Genomic DNA, 17,878 nt, shown 5'->3' with positions numbered 1-17,878 from the left:
CGCCCCCGCCCTACTGCTCGTGCCGATCCTCCCGCCTCTCCTGATCCAGCGTCACGTGGTGGAAGCGGAAGAGGTTCGACGGGTCCGCCGACGCCTTCTCCGCGGCAAGGCGCACGCGATCCTCCGGCGAGAAGGCCGCGGCCGCTCCGCCTGGCACCGCCCCCGCGGAACGCCCGTAGCGGAAGTTGAGGTTCGAGCCGACCGTCCACGGTGCCACCGCGTGCAGCACCCGCTCCTGGAGACGGCGCAGTTGCGCGGACGAGGAACCGTCCAGCACCGACAGCACCACCAGCAGATATCCCGCGTCGCGTCCGCCCACCGCGTTCGGCACAGCGGGCTGCCGCGCGAGCGCACCGCCCATGTGGCGCAGGCTGAGCACGGTCATCGACGGCGCGTCCGGTCCCGTCCACTTCAGGACGGAACGCAGCGTCGCCGGATCCGGCAGCGCCTCCCCGAGCAGCGCGTTGGCGCCCTGGTAGGAGTGCGGCTGGTCGGGTTCGTTGTAGACGCTCCACGACTCGGTGAACGGCATCGTCCGCAGCGTCTCGGCGATCCGCGGCCCGGCCGCGCGCAGCGGTGCGACCAGCCGATCGCCGCCGGCCTCGTCGCCGTTGTACGCGATCTGCACCTGCGCCACACGCCGGCCGCGCAGATGGTCCGGGAGTACGGGGATGTCCGGGTAGGTCATCACGGTCACCGACGAGGTCAGGCGTTCCGGCACCGTAGCCGTCCACTCACGCCACGCCTCCAGCACGTCCTCCGCGGACTCCCCGTCGAAGAGCAACTGGCCGCCGTAGAACCGCTCGACGGGAAACAGCCCGATCTCCAGGCCTGTCACGACGCCGAAGTTGCCTCCGCCGCCGCGCAGCGAAAGGAAGAGTTCCGGATCGCTGTCAGCGGTGATGTGCCGCACCCGCCCGTCGGACGTGACGATCTCGGCGGCGCTCACATGATCCGCGGCGTAGCCGAACTCGCGGGCCAGGAGCCCGATGCCGCCGTGCAGCGAGTACGAGACCGCCCCCACACCGGGACCGGATCCGCTCAGCGGGGCCAGCCCGAACCGCCTCGCCTCCTCGACGACGTGGCCCCAACGCACCCCCGCCCCGATCCACGCGGTACGGGCGCCGGCGTCCACGCGCACCTCCGTCATGCGGCGCGTGCTCACCAGCACACCGCCCGGCAGCGGAACCGACAGACCGTGGCCCGTCGCCTGGACGGCCAGAGGAAGCCGGTGCGCTGCCGCGTACTCCACGGCGGTGCGGACATCGGCGGCCTCCGTCGCGCAGACGACGACGTCGGGACGGTGCCGGTAGCCCGCCTGGAAGCCGGAGACCTCCTCGGAGTACCGCTCGTCGCCGGGAAGCAGCACGGGCCCGCGGACGCGGCCCGCCGGGAAGGCGGGAAGACCCGCCCCCGGTGCGGACGTTCGCGGACCGTCAGCCACGCCCGCTGCCCTGCGTCGTCCCCGAACGTCCGGCCGGACCGCCGTCACCGGCGTTCGCGGCGGCATTCCCGTCGCGGCCCAGCCACGCCGCCAGCCGGCTGTAGTCGTCCGCGTCCTCGGGGACGCTCACCGGGGGCCCGAACGGCACATCCTCGCCGCGCTCCTCCGGCACCGCCTGACGGGCGACGCCCAGCGCGAACGTGGCCAGGGACGAGTCCAGCAGGTCCTGGCGTCCGAGTGCCTGCGCCAGATCCCATGAGTGCGTGACGATCTCCATGACGCAGCCCGCCACCGCGAAACGGCCCGGCATGGTGCCCCACGGCATGGTGATGGGCGCATCGAGCTTCGCGTCGTCCGCCCAGGCTGCCGCGAACCGCTCACGGGCCTGCGCGTACGGCTCCCGCCAGCCGTTCTCCGGTACGCCGGCGACCCCGGAGTCGACCTTCGCGTCGGGGTCGACCTCGCCGTAACCGCCGCCCTCACCGGCCTGCGCGGTGCGGAGCGTGCCCCCGACCACGTGGCTGAGGAGGCTGCCCACGTCGAACCCGGCGCAGGGGGTGGGGCGGGTGAGCGCTCCGGGTTCGACCGCGGCGAACACAGCGGTCATCTTGTCGGCGGCACGTTCGTACACGGGCCGCGGATCCATCGCGGGGCCGGGGGTGGCGGCGGAGGTGTCGGCGTTCATGTGAAGGGCTCCGTTCGGAGGGAAGGGCAGGCGGCACTGACGGGCCAGGTGCGCCGGGGTCGGGTCACGGACTCGGCAACCCTCAGGTCCGGGGACGGGTCGGGCGGCCGTGCGCCGCCGGTCCGGGCTGTGACGGCCCCGACCTGCGGACGAGAAGACCTTCCCCCCATTTCCTGACACCCTCCGTCAAGTTTTCCGGCATGCTGGCGAACGTGAAGTCGGACCGCCTGCTCTCGATCCTCCTGCTGCTCCAAACACGCGGCCGCGTGCCCGCAGACGAACTCGCACGCCGCCTCGAGGTCTCCACGAGAACCATCTACCGCGACATCGAGTCCCTCTCCTCCGCAGGCGTCCCCGTCTACGCCGAACGCGGCAGGCACGGCGGCATCTCGCTGCTCGCCGGATTCCGCACCGACGTCACCGGTCTCACCTCGGACGAGGCACGCGCCCTGTTCGTACTCGCCGCGCAGGGCGCGCACTCCGCGCTGGGCCTGGACGGAGCACTGGGTTCGGCCCTGCGCAAGGTCATGGCCGCGCTGCCCGCCCCGCACAGGCCCGCCGCCGAACTCACCAGCCGACGCATCCTCGTCGACCCCGACCGGTGGCTGGCCCGGCCGCAGCCCTCCGTCGACCTCGACACCCTCAACACGGCCGTCTTCACGGACCGGCGGCTGCGCATCCGCTACCGGCACGGCGGCGAGACCACCACGCACACATACACGGTGGACCCGTACGGGCTGGTCGCGAAGGCCGGCACCTGGTACCTCGTCGCGGACCGGCGCGGCCGTGCGCAGCTCTTCCGCGCGGACCGCATCCTGGACGCGAGCGTGACGGAGACACCCGTGCAGCGGAGGAAGGGGGTCGAACTGGCCGACGCATGGGAGGTGTTGCGGCGCCAGGTGGAGGAACGGCCCGCGAATGTGCGGGTCGAGGTACGCGTTCGCCGTCACCGCCTGGAGATGTTCCGGCGGATCGTCGGACCCTTCGTGCTGGAAGTGCACGATCCGGCGGTCGGCGGGGAGGAGGCGGCGGCGGCTCCCGGTCCCGACGAGTGGATCCCCGTCGACATCGCCTACCCGGTGCTTGCCGCCGTCCGCCAGCTCCTGCAGTTCGGCGGGGAGGTCGAGGTGCGCGGGCCGGCGGAGGCCCGCGACGAGGTCGCCCGCGCCGCCGCGTCAGTCACCGCCCTCTACGACGAGACCCACCGGTAAGGATCGGGCGTGCCCCCGGGTCACCCGGCGATGAGGCGTTCCAGCAGTACGGCGATGCCGTCCTCGTTGTTGGATCCGGCGATCTCGTCGGCGACCGAGAGCAGTTCGGGGTGCGCGTTGGCCATCGCGACGCCATGGGCCGCCCACGCCAGCATGGGGATGTCGTTCGGCATGTCGCCGAACGCGATCGTCTCCCGCGAGGAGAGACCCAGCCGCCGTGCGGCGATCGACAGGCCCTTCGCCTTGCTGAGCCCCAGCGGAAGCATCTCCACCAGGTCCTGGCCCGACATCGTGATGCTCACCAGGTCGCCCGCCGCCGCGCTCGCGGCCTTCGCCAGCTCGTCGTCGCCGAGGACGGGATGCTGGAGGTACAGCTTGTTCAGCGGCGCCGACCACAGCTCGTCCCGGTCGGCGCACAGGACCACCGGCAGGCCCTTGCCCTGTTCGCGGTAGCCGGGGCCGATCAGCACCTCACCGTCCATGCCGTCCTGCGAAGCGGCAACGAGCACCGGGCCCGTCTCCGCCTCGATCTTGTCGATGGCCAGCTGAGCCAGTCTCCGGTCCAGCGTCACCGACGTCAGCACACGCTCCGCGCCCGCGTCGTAGACCTGGGCGCCCTGTCCGCACACCGCGAGCCCGTGGTAATCAAGGTCGGCCAGGATGTGCGTCGTCCACGGCACGGAACGCCCCGTCACCACGATGTGCGCCGCGCCGCGCGCTGCCGCGGCGTCCAGCGCCGCGCGCGTACGGGGCGAGGCCGTCTCGTCGTCACGCAGCAGTGTGCCGTCGAGGTCGGTCGCGATAAGCCGGTACGGGAACGGGCCCGCGCTTCCGGAGCCGCCGGAATCGTGGGTCACCCCGGTCGTCCCGGTCACTGGCTCACCGGCTCCAGGAGCTCCCGCCCGCCCAGATACGGGCGGAGCAGCTCCGGCACCCGGACGGAACCGTCTGCCTGCTGGTGGTTCTCCAGCAGCGCGACGATCGTGCGGGGCACCGCGCACAGCGTGCCGTTGAGCGTCGCCAGCGGCCGCACCTGCTTGCCCTCGCGCATCCGGACGGACAGCCGGCGGGACTGGAACTCGGTGCAGTCGGAGGTCGAGGTCAGCTCGCGGTACTTGCCCTGCGTCGGGATCCACGCCTCGCAGTCGTACTTGCGGGCCGCGGAGGAGCCGAGGTCGCCCGTCGCCACGTCGATCACCTGGAACGGCAGCCCGAGCCCGGTGAGCCACTGCTTCTCCCACTCCAGCAGGCGCAGATGCTCCGCCTCGGAGTCCTCCGGTGCGACGTACGAGAACATCTCGACCTTGTCGAACTGGTGGACGCGGAAGATGCCTCGGGTGTCCTTCCCGTACGACCCGGCCTCGCGCCGGAAGCAGGGCGAGAAGGCGGCGTAGCGCAGCGGCAGCCGCGAGGCGTCGATGATCTCGTCCATGTGGTAGCCGGCGAGCGGGACTTCGGACGTGCCGACCAGATACAGCTCGTCCTTCTCCAGGTGGTAGACGTCCTGCGCGGCCTGGCCGAGGAAGCCGGTGCCGTCCATGGCCTGCGGCTTGACGAGCGCCGGGGTCAGCATGGGCGTGAAGCCGGCCTCGGTGGCCTGGGCGATCGCGGCGTTGACCAGCGCGAGTTCCAGCAGGGCGCCGATGCCGGTGAGGTAGTAGAAGCGCGAGCCGGAGACCTTCGCGCCGCGCTCGACGTCGATCGCGCCGAGCAGCTGCCCGAGTTCGAGATGGTCCTTCGGCTCGAATCCCTCGGCGGCGAAGTCGCGGGGCGAGCCGATCGTCTCGCGGACGGTGAAGTCCTCCTCGCCGCCGACCGGCACGTCGGGGTACACGACGTTGCCGAGCAGGCGCAGCAGGCGCTGGGTCTCCTCGGCGGCCTCGTTCTGCTCGGCGTCGGCGGCCTTCACCGCGGCGGACAACTCGCCGGCCTTCTTGAGCAGTTCGGCCTTCTCGTCGCCCTCGGCCTTGGGGATCAGCTTGCCCAGCTGCTTCTGCTCGGAGCGCAGTTCGTCGAACCTGACACCGGACGACCGCCGCCGTTCGTCCGCGGCGAGCAGGTCGTCGACGATGCCGACGTCCTCTCCACGGGCGCGCTGGGATTCGCGGACACGGTCTGGATCGTCGCGGAGGAGTCGGAGGTCAATCACCCCGTCAGGGTACCGGTGGGACCACCTCGGCTCGACCGAGTACCGGCCTGGTGAATTCACGAGAATTGCCGCGCTATGCCGGAATTGAGGTGCAGTGCGGGACGGCCACAGGCACCCCGCACGGGAGGTGCGCATGGTCGGCGGAGGCGCTCTCACCTGCCATGTCACCCGCCCCCGAAGGGAGTTGACGCAGCGTCGGGAGTGATGAGGACCGGGGACTTATCCACAGCACGCCGGACTCTTCCCATCGTTGTCCACAGGGCTCGGGTGGGGCCTGTGGATTGCGGAGGAGATCGTTCCTGGGAATCCTCCGAGACCCGGGATATCCCGGAACAAACCTGTAACAAGCACTCATTCGAGGGGGGTTGACTCACACCGAAGAGTGATCCAGGAGAATTGCTGTGACGAAACCGCCCTGGACGCGTTGGGGACACGTTTGTGGTCTCCATGCGGTTTTGTCGATATTGCCCGTTTCGGTCTCCCGGGTTGTGCACAGCCCACACGAGTGCCTGTGGATAACTTTGAGCGCTGCACCGGCTGTCCCGGCGCGGCGCGCCGGGACAGCTTCGTTCAGCCCCGCCCGTCCAGACAGCGCGTCAGCCAGTCGGCCGCCTCCACGAACTCGGCGTCCGTCGTGCCCGGACGCTCAGAGGCGTGCCCGCCGTCCGCCCGCGGATACGAGCCGAGGTAGCGCACCTGTTCGCAAGCGCGCTTCAGGCCCATGAGCACGTCCCCCACCCGGCGGTCCTGCAGATGGCCCTCGCAGTCCACCGAGAAGCAGTAGCGGCCGATCCCCTCGCCGGTCGGCCGCGACTCGATGCGCATCATGTTCACGCCGCGCGACGCGAACTCCTGCAGCACCTCCAGCAACGCACCGGGATGGTCGTCGCGCAACCAGAAGACGACCGAGGTCTTGTCCGAGCCGGTCGCCGCCGCGGGCCGCGCCGGACGTCCCACGAGTACGAACCGGGTGGCCGCGTTGTCCGCGTCGTGGATGTCCGTCACCAGGGGCTCGAGGCCGTACGTGGCCGCCGCGAACTCACCGGCGAAGGCCGCGTCGTAGCGGCCCTCCTGGACCAGCCGCGCACCGTCGGCGTTGGACGCCGCGGACTCCCACAGCGCGTCGGGGAGGTGCTCCCCCATCCAGCGCCGGACCTGCGGCTGTGCGACGGGGTGCCCCGTCACCGTCTTGATGCTCTCCAGCGGAGTGCCCGGGCGGGCCAGCAGTGCGAAGGCGATGGGAAGCAGCACCTCGCGGTAGATCATCAAGGGCCGGCCGCTCGCCAGCTCGTCGAGGGTCGCGGTGACACCGCCCTCCACCGAGTTCTCGATCGGGACGAAGGCCGCCGCGGCCTCGCCGTTGCGTACGGCGTCGAGGGCCACGGGCACGGACACCATCGGCGTCAGTTCGCGGGTGGCCGCTTCCGGGAGGGTGTGCAGGGCGGCCTCGGTGAAGGTTCCTTCGGGACCGAGGTACGTATAGCGGCTCGCTGGTGACATGAGCCCACGTTAGCCGCGTCGGGGACGGAGCGTTTCCGGCGTCTCATCTGCCGGGCGGCGGGCCCGGCGCGCGCTGACGCGAGGCGGTCGGCACGGCGTGACGGGCCGTGTACCGGGACGACACGAGCGTGGGGGCCACGGTCGCGTGACCGTGACCCCCACCCCGCGTGTGCCGCCGGTGGCGGCTGCTCTCATTCCTCCCCGGCGAGCGTGAAGACGCGCAGCCGGCGGGCCGCGTACCAGGCGCCGCCGACGGTGGCGACGGCCAGCAGCGTCACGCCGGTGGCGATGCCCACCTCCGAGGTGATGCCCGCGCCGCTGCCGCCGACCTTCTGCGCCAGCGTCAGTGCCCACTGCTGTACGGACAGCTCCCGGGCCCCCGGCACCAGGCTGCCGAAGAGGGTCTCCCAGATCAGGGCGTAGACCAGACCGAACACCACGGCGTGCCGGGAGACCGTGCCCAGCAGCAGGAACAGCGCGCTGTAGGCGACGGAGGCGGCCGCGGCGGAGACCGCGTAGGCCGTGGCGATCTGCTGGCTGTTGCCGTTGAGGATGTAGCCCGCGACGAACGTGGGGACGGCCGAGAAGGCGACCGTCACACCGATCGCGACCACCAGCTTCGTCACGATGATGCTGGAGCGCCTGATCGGCTTGGCCAGCAGGTAGACCACCGAGCCGTCGTCGATCTCAGGGCCGATGGCGCCCGTACCGGCGACGACACCGATGAGCGGGACGATCGTGGCCATCGCGAAGCCGCCGAGCAGCTGCTTGGTGACGTCGTCGTCCACGTCGCCGAGCATGCGCACGGCCAGGGCGACGACGAGCAGCAGCAGCGGGAGCGCGCAGAGCAGCAGCGCGCGGCGGCGTCCCAGCAGTCCCCTGTAGGTGAGCCTTGCGACTGTCTTGTTGTACATCGAGAGGGCTCCCTTCAGGCCGCGACGAGGTACGAGAAGACGCTCTCCAGGGACTCGTCCGAGGGCGAGACCGTGTAGAGCCGGATGCCGTGCTCGCGGGCGAGCCGGGGAAGGACCTGGGTGAACCGGCCGAAGTCGATGGCCTGGATCTGCAGCGCCTTCTCGTTCCAGTCGAGCTCGATGCCCGCCGTGGATGCGTCGGCGATGAGGGCCGCCGCGAGGCGCCGGTCGTCGCTGGAGCGTACGAGGTAGCGGTGCGGGCGGTCCGTCATCAGGCGGCGGATCTTGCGGAAGTCGCCGCTGGCCGCGTGCCTGCCGGCGACGACGACCTCGATGTGGGACGCGAGTTGCTCGACCTCCTCCAGGATGTGCGAGGAGAAGAGCACGGTGCGGCCCGAGTCGCCCATCTGCCGCAGCAGCTGCATCAGTTGCATGCGCTGACGCGGGTCCATGCCGTTGAACGGCTCGTCGAGCAGCAGCACCGACGGGTCGTGCACCAGGGCGGAGGCCATCTTCACGCGCTGGCGCATGCCCTTGCTGTAGGTGGAGATCTTGCGGTCCTGCGCCTGTTCCATCTCGACGGTGGCCAGCGCCTTGCGGGCGGCCGCGGCCGGGTCGGACAGCTTGTGCAGTTCCGCGTTGGCCAGGACGAAGTCCCAGCCGGTGAGGAAGTCGTACATCCCCTCACGCTCGGGAACGAGGCCGATCTCCTTGTACGCCTCCTGGTTGCGCCAGATCGGCGCCCCGTCCAGCGTGACGCTTCCCGTCGAGGGCGGCAGGAACCCGCCCATCATGTTGATGAGTGTGGACTTGCCCGCACCGTTCGGGCCGAGCAGGCCCGTCACGCCCGGGCCGATGTCCATCGTGATGTCGTTGACGGCGACGACGTTCCCGAACCAGCGGGAGGTGTGGTCGATGTGCAGAGTAGTCACAGCCCGGCCTTTCGGTAGCGGCGCAGCAGCAGGGCGTACGTGCCGGCGATGAGCACGACGGTGAGCAGGGCGTACGCGGACGCCTGGGCGCTCGTCAGGTCGGGCGGGCCGCCCGGGAACGCGTGCTTGCCGTCCAGGAACTTGCTCTGCAGGCCGTCGACGAGCGACCCGGGCGACGCCAGGCCGATCCAGCCGATGGAGTCCGTGTTGTCCTGGGAGGCGAGGATCCCCTGGAGCACGTTGACGAGCATGTACGGAATGGTCAGCACGGCGATGATGGCCGCCACGCCGAAGCCGCGACGCGGTGTGGCCGCGGCCACCGTCAGCGCGATGCCGGCATGCAGCACGGAGAAGACGGCGCAGCAGACGAGTCCGTACGCGAAGCCCTTCGTCTCGTTGCCGAAGTCGAGCTTCGCCAGCATCGCCCCGACGTAGAGGATGAGGACGGACGTCGCGGTGAAGACGAAGATCGCGGCGGAGAGCGCCGCGTACTTGGCGCCGACGTAGTCCCCGCGCTGGATGGGCCGCGAGAAGTAGAGCGGCACGACGCGGAAGCGCAGGTCGAGTGAGACGGCCTGTGGTGCCATCGCGGCGATGTAGACGCCGATGACGGGCTGCATCTGGATGACGTAGGCGTTGTAGTCGATCGGCATCTCCTTGGCCTTCGTGAAGACCGTGACGGCGACGACGATCGCGGCGGGTACGCACATGACCGCGAAGAGGATCATCGGCAGCACCTTGGACTTGGCCGAGCGGCCCAGCCCGTACGCGCCGCGCAGCGACTGCCCGAAGAGGGAGGTGCGGGCGTATCCGCGGCCCAGCCGGGGACCGTCGTAGTTGCGGTAGCCGATGTTGTGGATGACGTCCTCGCCGCGCTGCCCCGGCGGCTTGCCGGCGGTCGCGACGGGCGTGCTGCCGTGAGGCTCAGGCGACATCGCCGCTGCCTCCCTTCTGCGGCTGGAGTTCGCGGTCGGATGCGGGACCGCCGCCCTTGGTCAGGGCGTCGGCGGAGGGGGCGGAAGCCCCGGCGCCGGGCTCCGTGTTGAAGACCTCCGCGATGTGGTGGCGGCGCTGTTCCATCCGCACCAGGCCGAGGCCGAGTTCTATGACGGTGTCGCGGACGGTGTCGTACGCCGATTCGTCGGTGGCGTCGACCATGAGCACATGTCCGGCACCGGGGGCGCCGGCCGTGCCGGGAAGCTGCGCGGACAGCCCGGCGGCGGCCAGCGCGGAGCGCAGCGCCTCCGCACCGTCCGGGTGGGCGTCGGTGTCGGTGACCTCCACCGCCAGGGACGCGGTGCTCTTGGTGAAGTCGGCCGTGCTGGAGGCACGGAGCAGCTTGCCGCCGTCGATGACGACGACGTGGTCGCAGGTGCGTTCCAGCTCGCCCAGCAGGTGGGAGGTGACGAGCACGGAGATGCCGAAGTCCGTGTGGACGCGGCGGATCAGCGCGAGCATCTCGTCGCGGCCGACGGGGTCGAGGCCGTTGGTCGGCTCGTCGAGCAGGACCAGCTTCGGGTCGTGCACGAGGGCCTGTGCGAGCTTGACGCGTTGCTTCATGCCCGTCGAATAGCCGCCCATGGGGCGGTAGCGCTCCTCGTACAGACCGACGTGGCGCAGGGTGTCGGCCGTGCGCTCGCGTGCGGCGGTGAAGGGGAGTCCGGACATGCGCGCCATGTGGACGACGAACTCGGTCGCGGAGACGTCGGGCGGCAGACAGTCGTGCTCGGGCATGTATCCGACGCGCTCGCGGATCGCCGCGCCCTCCCGTGCCACGTCCAGTCCGAGGACAGTGGCGCCGCCCTGGGTCGCGGGGGAGAGACCGAGCAAGATCTTGATAAGGGTCGATTTTCCGGCCCCGTTGGCGCCCACCAGGCCGGTAACACCCGGTGTGATGCCCACGGTCAGCCGGTCCAGCGCGGTCACCCGTGGGTACCGCTTGGTCAGGCTTTCGATAGCAATCACAGTCACCCTCCTGACGCTATGGCCTACGAGCCATGTGTCACGTCCCTCTGGGGGGCTGGATCCGACTGGTACCGAAGGGTGATGCTCCCTTAAGGGGGTCGTAGGACAAGTGAGGCGAAAACCCTGCCGGTCAGGCACAGCACCTCGGAGTTACCCCTGGTATCCACAGCCTTGAGTGGTCTATTGACTCCGCCATCGTCCGTTGTCACATTGATCGGTGTCGAATACACGGGCGCGGCAGGGACGTCGGTCCCTGCCGGCCTCGAGGGGCTGGGGGATCTGTGAGCGAGCGGGACGGCGGCAGGGTCAACGGCGCGGACGGTGCGCGGGGAGCGGGCCCGTCCCGGGGCCGGTCCCGGGAGGCGGGCCCGGACCTGGCTCTCGAGGGTGCGCGCGAGCGGCGGGTACGCACACCGGAGGGCGTCGAGCTGTGCGTGGCGGAGCTGGGCGATGCGCAGGCCCCCACCGTCGTGCTGATCCACGGCTACCCGGACAGCAAAGAGGTCTGGTCGAAGATCGCCCGGCGGCTCAGCGGCCGCTTCCACGTGGTGCTCTACGACGTACGGGGCTGCGGGCGCTCCTCCGCCCCCAGGCCGCTGCGCGGCGGCTTCACCCTGGAGAAGCTGACGCAGGACTTCCTGACCGTGGCGGGCGCCGTGTCTCCCGGGCGGCCCGTGCACGTGGTGGGTCACGACTGGGGGTCCGTACAGGGCTGGGAGTTCGCCACCGCGGAGGAGACCAGGGGCCGGGTCGCCTCGTTCACCTCGATGTCCGGCCCGTCCCTCGACCACTTCGGCCACTGGATCAAGAAGCGGATGAGCCGTCCGACGCCGCGGCGGCTCGCGCAGGCCGCAGGCCAGGGCGCCCGCTCCTGGTACATCTACATGCTGCACACGCCGGTGCTGCCGGAACTGGCCTGGAGGGGGCCGCTGTCACGGGCCTGGCCGAAGCTGCTGCGCAGGGCGGAGAAGCTGCCGGCGGACGGCTACCCCACGTCCTCGCTGGGGCGCGACGCCGCGCACGGCGCATGGCTCTACCGCGACAACGTGCGCTTCAGGCTGCGGCACCCCCGTGACGACTGCCATGCCCACGTGCCCGTCCAGCTGATCACCCCGACCCGCGACGCCTTCCTGAGCGAACGGCTCTACGACGACGTCGAGTCGTGGGCGCCCGGCCTCGTCCGGCACACGCTGGACGCCAAGCACTGGATCCCGCGCACCCGGCCCGATCAACTCGCCGTCTGGATCCGTGACTTCGTCGAGGCGCAGGAATCAGGCCGGGCCGCCGGGCCCGGCGAGCCCGTGCGGGTGTACGAGGGCAGCGGGCCGTACGCGGAGCGGTTCGGCGGCTCGCTCGTGCTGGTCACAGGAGCGGGAAGCGGCATCGGCCGGGCCACGGCTCTGTCGTTCGCCGCTGCCGGTGCGCGGATCGTGGCGGTCGACGTGGACGGCGAACGGGCCGCGCGGACGGCGGAGTCGGCGGAGCGGGCCGGAGCTCCGCAGGCCTGGGCGGAGACCGCCGACGTGAGCGACCAGCAGCAGATGGAGAAGCTCGCCGAGAGGGTCGCGGCCGACCACGGAGTCGTGGACGTCCTCGTCAACAACGCCGGCATAGGCGTCTCCGGTCCCTTCCTCGACACCAGCGTCGAGGACTGGAAGCGGACACTGGACGTCAATCTGTGGGGCGTCATCCACGGCTGCCGCCTCTTCGGCAAGCAGATGGCGGAGCGGGGCCAGGGCGGACACATCGTCAACGTCGCCTCGGACGCGGCCTATCAGCCCACGCGGCTGCTGCCCGCGTACGGCACGTCGAAGGCGGCGGTCCTGATGCTGAGCGAGTGCCTGCGGGCCGAGCTGGCAGGGCGGGGCATCGGTGTCACCGCGGTCTGCCCGGGGCCGGTCAACACCGACATCACCAGGACGGCTCGCTTCGTCGGCCTCGACGAGGCCGGACAGCGGCGCCGCCGGGAACGAGTGACCCGCCTGTACAAGCTGCGGAACTACCCGCCGGAGAAGGTCGCCAGGGTGATCATGCGGGCCGTCGTACGCAACCAGGCGGTCGTCCCGGTGACGCCGGAGGCCCGTGGTGTCCGCGTGCTCTCCCGGCTCTCACCGCGAGTACTGCGCGCGATCGCCCGGATAGAGCCGCCGCTGTGACGGCGGGCCAGGACGGCCTCGTCGAACGGGCCGGCGGTGACTACCGCATCGAGGACCTGGCGGGGCACAGCGGCGCCACGGTCCGGACGATCCGCGCCTACCAGGACCGCGGCCTGCTCCCCCGGCCGGGCAGACGCGGACGGGCCAACGTCTACGACGACACCCATCTCACGCGGCTGAGGCAGATAGCCGCGCTGCTGGAGCGTGGATACACGCTCGTATCCATCAAGGACCTGCTGGAGGCATGGGACGAAGGCCGCGGTCTGAGCGGTGTGCTGGGGCTCGTCTCGGAGGTCGAAGGACCGTGGACGGACGAGGAGCCGGAGCGCGTCACCCGCGCCGAGCTGGACGAACTCTTCGGCGAGAGCTCCGGTGACAGCGACGACGCCGTGGCCGAGGCGGTCGAGCTGGGCGTGCTGGTGCCGCTGCCGGACAGGCCGGGGGAATATCTCCTCCCCAGCCCGCAGGAGCTGGCCGTGGCCGCCGAACTGCACCGGGCGGGCGTGCCGTTGCTCGCGCTCACCGAGCACCTCCGCGAGCTGCGCACCCAGGTGGAGGGCATAGCGGCCCGCTTCATGGAACTCACCGGCGAGCACATCTTCCGCCGGTGCCTGCACACCCGTCCCTCGGACGAGGACGCCTCGGAAGCGGCCGGTCTCGTACGCCGGCTGCGCCCGCTGGCGAAGCAGACGGTCGACGCCGAACTGGCCCGCGCCATGCGGACGTTCGCCTCCCGCAGCCTGCGCGAGCACCTGCGGCGGGCGGCGGGGTCGCAGGAAGCGGCGACGGTCGGAACGGAAGGACCGCGAAGGGAAGGACCGGGCATCGCAGCGCCGGGCACGGAAGCACCGGGGCAAGCTGCGGCACGGGCGCCGGTTGCCGCTTCGGCTCCCAGTCCCGCATCCGGACCCGCACCCGCACCCGCACCCGCACCCGCAGTTTCCGTAACGACGCCCCCGTCGGCGGCGCCGCCGGCGTCTCAGTCGGCGGCCACCGAACCCGTACGGCTGCCCGCGGCGACCCTCGCCGCCGTACGGGAACTGGTCGGTGAGGAGCATGCCGGCGCCTTCATCACGGCGGCCACGGAGCGCGAGGTGCACTCCCGCGCCATGGATCTCCTCGCTGCTGCCCGGCCCGCGGCCTCCGGAAGACCGCCCAGCTCTCCCTAGTACCGGCCGAAGTACTGACCGACGTCTGACCGAATCACCCGCCCACCCGGCGCGCCACTGGCCCGCGTGCGGGCCACCACGGGCCACCGTGGACCGATGAGGACGCTGCCCGGCCGTACCGACCACGTGGTCGTGGTCGGTGCGGGCCTCTCCGGTCTTTCGACCGCCCTGCACCTGGCGGGAGCGGGGCGAAGCGTCACGGTCGTCGAGCGCGCCCCGGGCCCCGGCGGACGGGCCGGGCGCATCGAGCACCGTGGCTATCTCCTCGACACCGGCCCCACGGTGCTGACCATGCCTCACCTCATCGAGGAGGCGATGGGGGCCGTCGGCGAAGTGATGTCCGACCACATCGAGCTGCTCGCGCTGCATCCCGCGTACCGCGCCCAGTTCACCGACGGTACGCACATCGACGTGCACACCGAGCCCGAGGCCATGGAGGCGGAGATCCACCGCGCGGCGGGCGCAGCCGAGGCGGCGGGATACCGGCGACTGCGACGCTGGCTGGAGCAGATCTACCGCGTGCAGATGCGCTCCTTCATCGACGCCAACTTCGACTCCCCGCTCGGACTGCTCACCCCCGACCTCGCCCGGCTGGCCGCGCTGGGCGGCTTCGCCACCTGGCACGGCCGCATTTCCCGTTTCGTCCGGGACGAGAGGCTGCGGCGGATCTTCTCCTTCCAGGCCCTCTACGCGGGTGTGCCGCCCACCCGCGCGCTCGCCGCGTACGCGGTCATCGCCTACATGGACACCGTGGCCGGTGTGTACTTCCCGCGCGGCGGCATGTACGCCGTGCCCCGCGGCATGGCGGCCTCCGCGCAGCGGGCCGGCGTCACCTTCCGATACAGCACCGCCGTGACCAGCGTCGAGCGCTCCCCCGCGGGCCGGGCCGCAGCCGTACACACCGCCGAGGGGGAGCGGATCCCCTGCGACGCGCTGGTCCTGACCTGCGATCTGCCCGTCACCCACCGGCTGCTGGGCGGCGCCCCGCGACGCGCGCTGCCGCTGCGCTACGCGCCGTCCGCGGTCGTGCTGCACGCGGGAGGGCGCCGCACCTGGCCCCAACTGGCCCACCACACCATCTCTTTCGGCAACACCTGGCACGACACGTTCCGCCAGCTGACCCGCACCGGTGAGCTGATGAGCGATCCCTCACTGCTGATCACCAGCCCGACCGTCACGGACCCCTCCCTCGCGCCACCGGGCCGGCACCTGCACTACGTACTGGCCCCCTGCCCCAACCTGGTGACGGGCTCGCACGACTGGCATGCCATCGCGCCCCGCTACCGCGAGAGCCTTCAGGCCGTGCTGCACGGCCGCGGTCTGGAGGGCTTCGGCCAGGACCTGGAGACGGAACGGCTGGTGACCCCGGCCGACTGGGCCGCGCAGCACCACGCGGCGGGGACGCCGTTCTCCGCGGCCCACACGCTCGCGCAGACAGGCCCGTTCCGGACCAAGAACCTGCCTTCCGGCTGGGAGAACGTCGTACTCGCCGGCTGCGGCACCACGCCCGGTGTCGGCGTGCCGACCGTGATCGTCTCCGGGAAGCTCGCCGCCGCCCGCATCACCGGTACGCACACCCGCACACCTGCACCGCCCGCACCCGCGCGCGCAAGCACCAGCACCGGCCCCGGCCCCGGCTCACGCACGGCCACCCGCGCCCGCATCCGTACGCGTACAGGCGCCGGCACAGGCACCCGCATCACACCGGTACCGCCCGGCCCGCCCTCTTCCGGGCCCGCTGTCACCACCCCGAAAGGCGAGGCCGATGCTCAGAGGTGAGCTGAACGCGGCGGGCCTCCTCGATCCCGCGCTGCGCGCCGCGTACGCACGCTGCCGGGAGCTCAACGCCCGTGACGGCAAGACGTACTTCCTCGCCACCCGCCTCCTGACGCCCCGCCAGCGCCCCGCGGTGCACGCCCTGTACGGCTTCGCCCGGTGGGCCGACGACATCGTCGACGCCCCGGACCCGGCGATCTCCCTCGAAGAGCGCGGCGCCCGCCTGCTGCGGCTCGACGCCGACCTGCGTGCCGCGCTGCGCTCCGGCCTCAGCACACACCCCGTCATCGCGGCCCTCGCCGACACCGCCGTCCGCTACGCCATCGACCCGCAGCACTTCAGCGACTTCATGCGCTCGATGCGCATGGACCTGACCGTCGCCGAGTACGGCACGTACGAGGACCTGCGCGACTACATGCACGGCTCGGCTGCCGTCATCGGGCTCCAGGTGCTTCCGGTGCTCGGCACCGTCGCGCCCCCTGATGAGGCCGGACCGCATGCCGCATCGCTCGGAATCGCCTTCCAGTTGACGAACTTCCTGCGCGACGTCGGAGAAGACCTCGACCGCCACCGCATCTACCTCCCGCAGGACCTGCTGGCGGCGCACGGCGTGGACCGGGAGCTGCTGCGCTGGTGCCGTCTCCACCGGCGCAACGACGGGCGTGTGCGGGCGGCGGTGCGCGAACTCGCCGACACGACACGGGAGATCTACCAGCACGCCGCCCGTGGCGTCCCCATGCTGCATCCGGTCTCCCGCCCGTGCGTGGAGACGGCTCTGCTCCTCTACCGGGGCATCCTCGACGAGATCGAGGCCGCCGACTGCGCCGTCATGCACCGGCGCACGGTCGTCCCCCGCGGCCGCAAGGCGCGAGCCCTGCTCCCCGCCCTCGCCAGAACCGCCGCGCTGCGCGCACGCCGCACACCCCTCCCCGAACGGCGTGGCGCGCTGCCCGGGACGGTGCTCCCTTGACGCGGCCCGGCCGGCGCAGCCCGCGGCGGCTCCTCCCCGCCTCTGCATGGGAGCAGCAGCCGCCGACGTGGCAGGCGGCCCGCCCCTCCCTCATCGCGGACGCGCTGAAGCGGGCCGTCAACCGCCCTTCCGGCAACTGGTACGTGCTCGCCTCCTCTCGGGACGTCCCCGACGACCGTCCGATCGGCCGCACGGTCGCGGGGGTCGAGCTCGTGGTCTGGCGGAACTCCGCGGGCGCCCTGCGGGCGGCACCCGGCGCATGCCCTCATCTCGGTGCTCCGCTGCGCGAGGCCGCGCTGTGCGGTGGCCGCCTCGTCTGCCGGTGGCACGGCCTGGCCCTGGACGAAGGCGGCATGGGCGACTGGCATCTCTTCCCCTCATACGACGACGGGGTCCTGGCCTGGGTGCGGCTCGACAAGGTGGGAGGCGAGGAGCCCACGCCGCTGCCGGTGCTGCCGGACCGCCCGACCGCCGCGAAGACCCTCGACGCGGTGGTCACACAGGTCGGCGGCTGCGAGCCGGAGGACGTCGTCGCCAACCGGCTCGATCCCTGGCACGGCTCGTGGTTCCACCCGTACGCCTTCGCCCGGCTGACGGTGGTGGAGGAGCCCGAAGCGCACAACGGCGACCGCTTCCTCGTCGATGTCGCCTACCGGCTGCCGGCCCGTACCGGCATCCCGGTGCGCGCCGCCTTCGCCGCCCCGGAACCGCGCACCGTCGTGATGCACATCCTCGAAGGCGAGGGAGCCACGTCCGCCGTGGAGACGCACGCCACCCCGCTGACTCCTCCCGGGCATCCGCGGCCGCGCACCGCGGTGATCGAGGCCGTGCTCGCCACGTCCGAGCGCAGGGGTTTCGCCGCTGCCCGGCTTGCCGCGCCGCTGCTGCGCCCCCTCATGCGCCGGGCCGCGGCACGACTCTGGCGCGACGACCTCGCATACGCCGAGCGCAGGCGGCAGTTGATCAGTGCGGGACGGTTCCCGGGTTGACTGCGGAAAGGACGTGCC

At 71.6% G+C, this 17,878-nt stretch carries 15 protein-coding genes; 6 read left to right on the top strand and 9 right to left on the bottom strand.

The genetic code is table 11. The features are described from left to right. Positions 1-10: 10 nt before the first annotated feature. Together I004_RS36975 and I004_RS36970 are read right to left on the bottom strand one after the other, a co-directional pair. Positions 11-1,444, bottom strand: a complete 1,434-nt coding sequence (locus I004_RS36975; protein ID WP_051345579.1) for an FAD-binding oxidoreductase — start codon at positions 1,442-1,444, stop codon at positions 11-13. Next, on the bottom strand, positions 1,437-2,129 hold the full coding sequence (locus tag I004_RS36970; RefSeq protein WP_078511928.1) for a TIGR03086 family metal-binding protein: 693 nt from the start codon (positions 2,127-2,129) through the stop codon (positions 1,437-1,439). The genes I004_RS36975 and I004_RS36970 overlap by 8 nt, the downstream gene beginning before the upstream one ends. A 212-nt stretch (positions 2,130-2,341) precedes the next feature. On the opposite strand from I004_RS36970, the gene I004_RS0129610 reads away from it, so the two are divergent. Further along, a complete protein-coding gene (locus I004_RS0129610) occupies positions 2,342-3,340 on the top strand; it encodes a helix-turn-helix transcriptional regulator (RefSeq protein WP_028438436.1) in 999 nt (332 codons plus the stop codon). A 20-nt stretch (positions 3,341-3,360) separates the two neighbouring features. Here I004_RS0129610 and I004_RS0129605 read toward each other — a convergent pair whose 3' ends face one another. The 7 genes from I004_RS0129605 to I004_RS36965 all read right to left on the bottom strand — a co-directional run bounded on the left by I004_RS0129605 (position 3,361) and on the right by I004_RS36965 (position 10,800). Further along, positions 3,361-4,215, bottom strand: a complete 855-nt coding sequence (locus I004_RS0129605; protein WP_486580624.1) for an HAD family hydrolase — start codon at positions 4,213-4,215, stop codon at positions 3,361-3,363. Then, a complete protein-coding gene (gene serS / locus I004_RS0129600; RefSeq protein WP_028438434.1) occupies positions 4,212-5,489 on the bottom strand; it encodes a serine--tRNA ligase in 1,278 nt (425 codons plus the stop codon). The genes I004_RS0129605 and serS overlap by 4 nt, the downstream gene beginning before the upstream one ends. Before the next feature lie 570 nt (positions 5,490-6,059). Further along, positions 6,060-6,989 carry a prephenate dehydratase gene (gene pheA / locus I004_RS0129595; protein WP_028438433.1) on the bottom strand — a complete coding sequence of 310 codons (930 nt, stop codon included), beginning with the start codon at positions 6,987-6,989 and terminating at the stop codon, positions 6,060-6,062. 191 nt (positions 6,990-7,180) lie between these two features. Continuing rightward, positions 7,181-7,903 carry an ABC transporter permease subunit gene (locus I004_RS0129590; RefSeq protein WP_028438432.1) on the bottom strand — a complete coding sequence of 241 codons (723 nt, stop codon included), beginning with the start codon at positions 7,901-7,903 and terminating at the stop codon, positions 7,181-7,183. Positions 7,904-7,917: 14 nt separating this feature from the next. Next, positions 7,918-8,835, bottom strand: a complete 918-nt coding sequence (locus tag I004_RS0129585) for an ABC transporter ATP-binding protein (protein WP_028438431.1) — start codon at positions 8,833-8,835, stop codon at positions 7,918-7,920. Then, the gene (locus I004_RS0129580; protein ID WP_028438430.1) at positions 8,832-9,770 is read right to left on the bottom strand and encodes an ABC transporter permease subunit; all 939 of its coding nucleotides are present in this window, start codon (positions 9,768-9,770) and stop codon (positions 8,832-8,834) included. Before I004_RS0129580 ends, I004_RS0129585 begins: the two co-directional genes overlap by 4 nt. Then, on the bottom strand, positions 9,760-10,800 hold the full coding sequence (locus I004_RS36965) for an ABC transporter ATP-binding protein (RefSeq protein ID WP_486580649.1): 1,041 nt from the start codon (positions 10,798-10,800) through the stop codon (positions 9,760-9,762). Before I004_RS36965 ends, I004_RS0129580 begins: the two co-directional genes overlap by 11 nt. Positions 10,801-11,174: 374 nt before the next feature. Between I004_RS36965 and I004_RS0129570 the strand changes: the two genes are divergently transcribed. The 5 genes from I004_RS0129570 (at position 11,175) to I004_RS0129550 (ending at position 17,860) form a co-directional block, all read left to right on the top strand. Next, positions 11,175-12,956: an SDR family oxidoreductase gene (locus I004_RS0129570; protein ID WP_028438429.1), complete on the top strand. Its 1,782-nt coding sequence runs from the start codon at positions 11,175-11,177 to the stop codon at positions 12,954-12,956. Then, a complete protein-coding gene (locus I004_RS0129565; RefSeq protein WP_051345577.1) occupies positions 12,953-14,125 on the top strand; it encodes a MerR family transcriptional regulator in 1,173 nt (390 codons plus the stop codon). The genes I004_RS0129570 and I004_RS0129565 overlap by 4 nt, the downstream gene beginning before the upstream one ends. Before the next feature lie 96 nt (positions 14,126-14,221). Next, positions 14,222-15,904 (top strand): phytoene desaturase family protein, encoded by a 1,683-nt coding sequence (gene crtI / locus I004_RS36960; RefSeq protein ID WP_078511911.1) that lies wholly within the window; start codon positions 14,222-14,224, stop codon positions 15,902-15,904. After that, positions 15,891-16,871, top strand: coding sequence for a phytoene/squalene synthase family protein (locus tag I004_RS36955; RefSeq protein ID WP_037978248.1), 981 nt, complete (start codon positions 15,891-15,893; stop codon positions 16,869-16,871). The genes crtI and I004_RS36955 overlap by 14 nt, the downstream gene beginning before the upstream one ends. Further along, a complete protein-coding gene (locus I004_RS0129550) occupies positions 16,868-17,860 on the top strand; it encodes a DUF5914 domain-containing protein (protein WP_028438427.1) in 993 nt (330 codons plus the stop codon). The genes I004_RS36955 and I004_RS0129550 overlap by 4 nt, the downstream gene beginning before the upstream one ends. The last annotated feature ends 18 nt before the right edge of the window (positions 17,861-17,878 follow it).

Source organism: Streptomyces sp. TAA486 (genome assembly GCF_000426165.1).
Note: the sequence above shows the minus strand (reverse complement) of the source record. Positions and strands in the feature narration are given on the sequence as shown.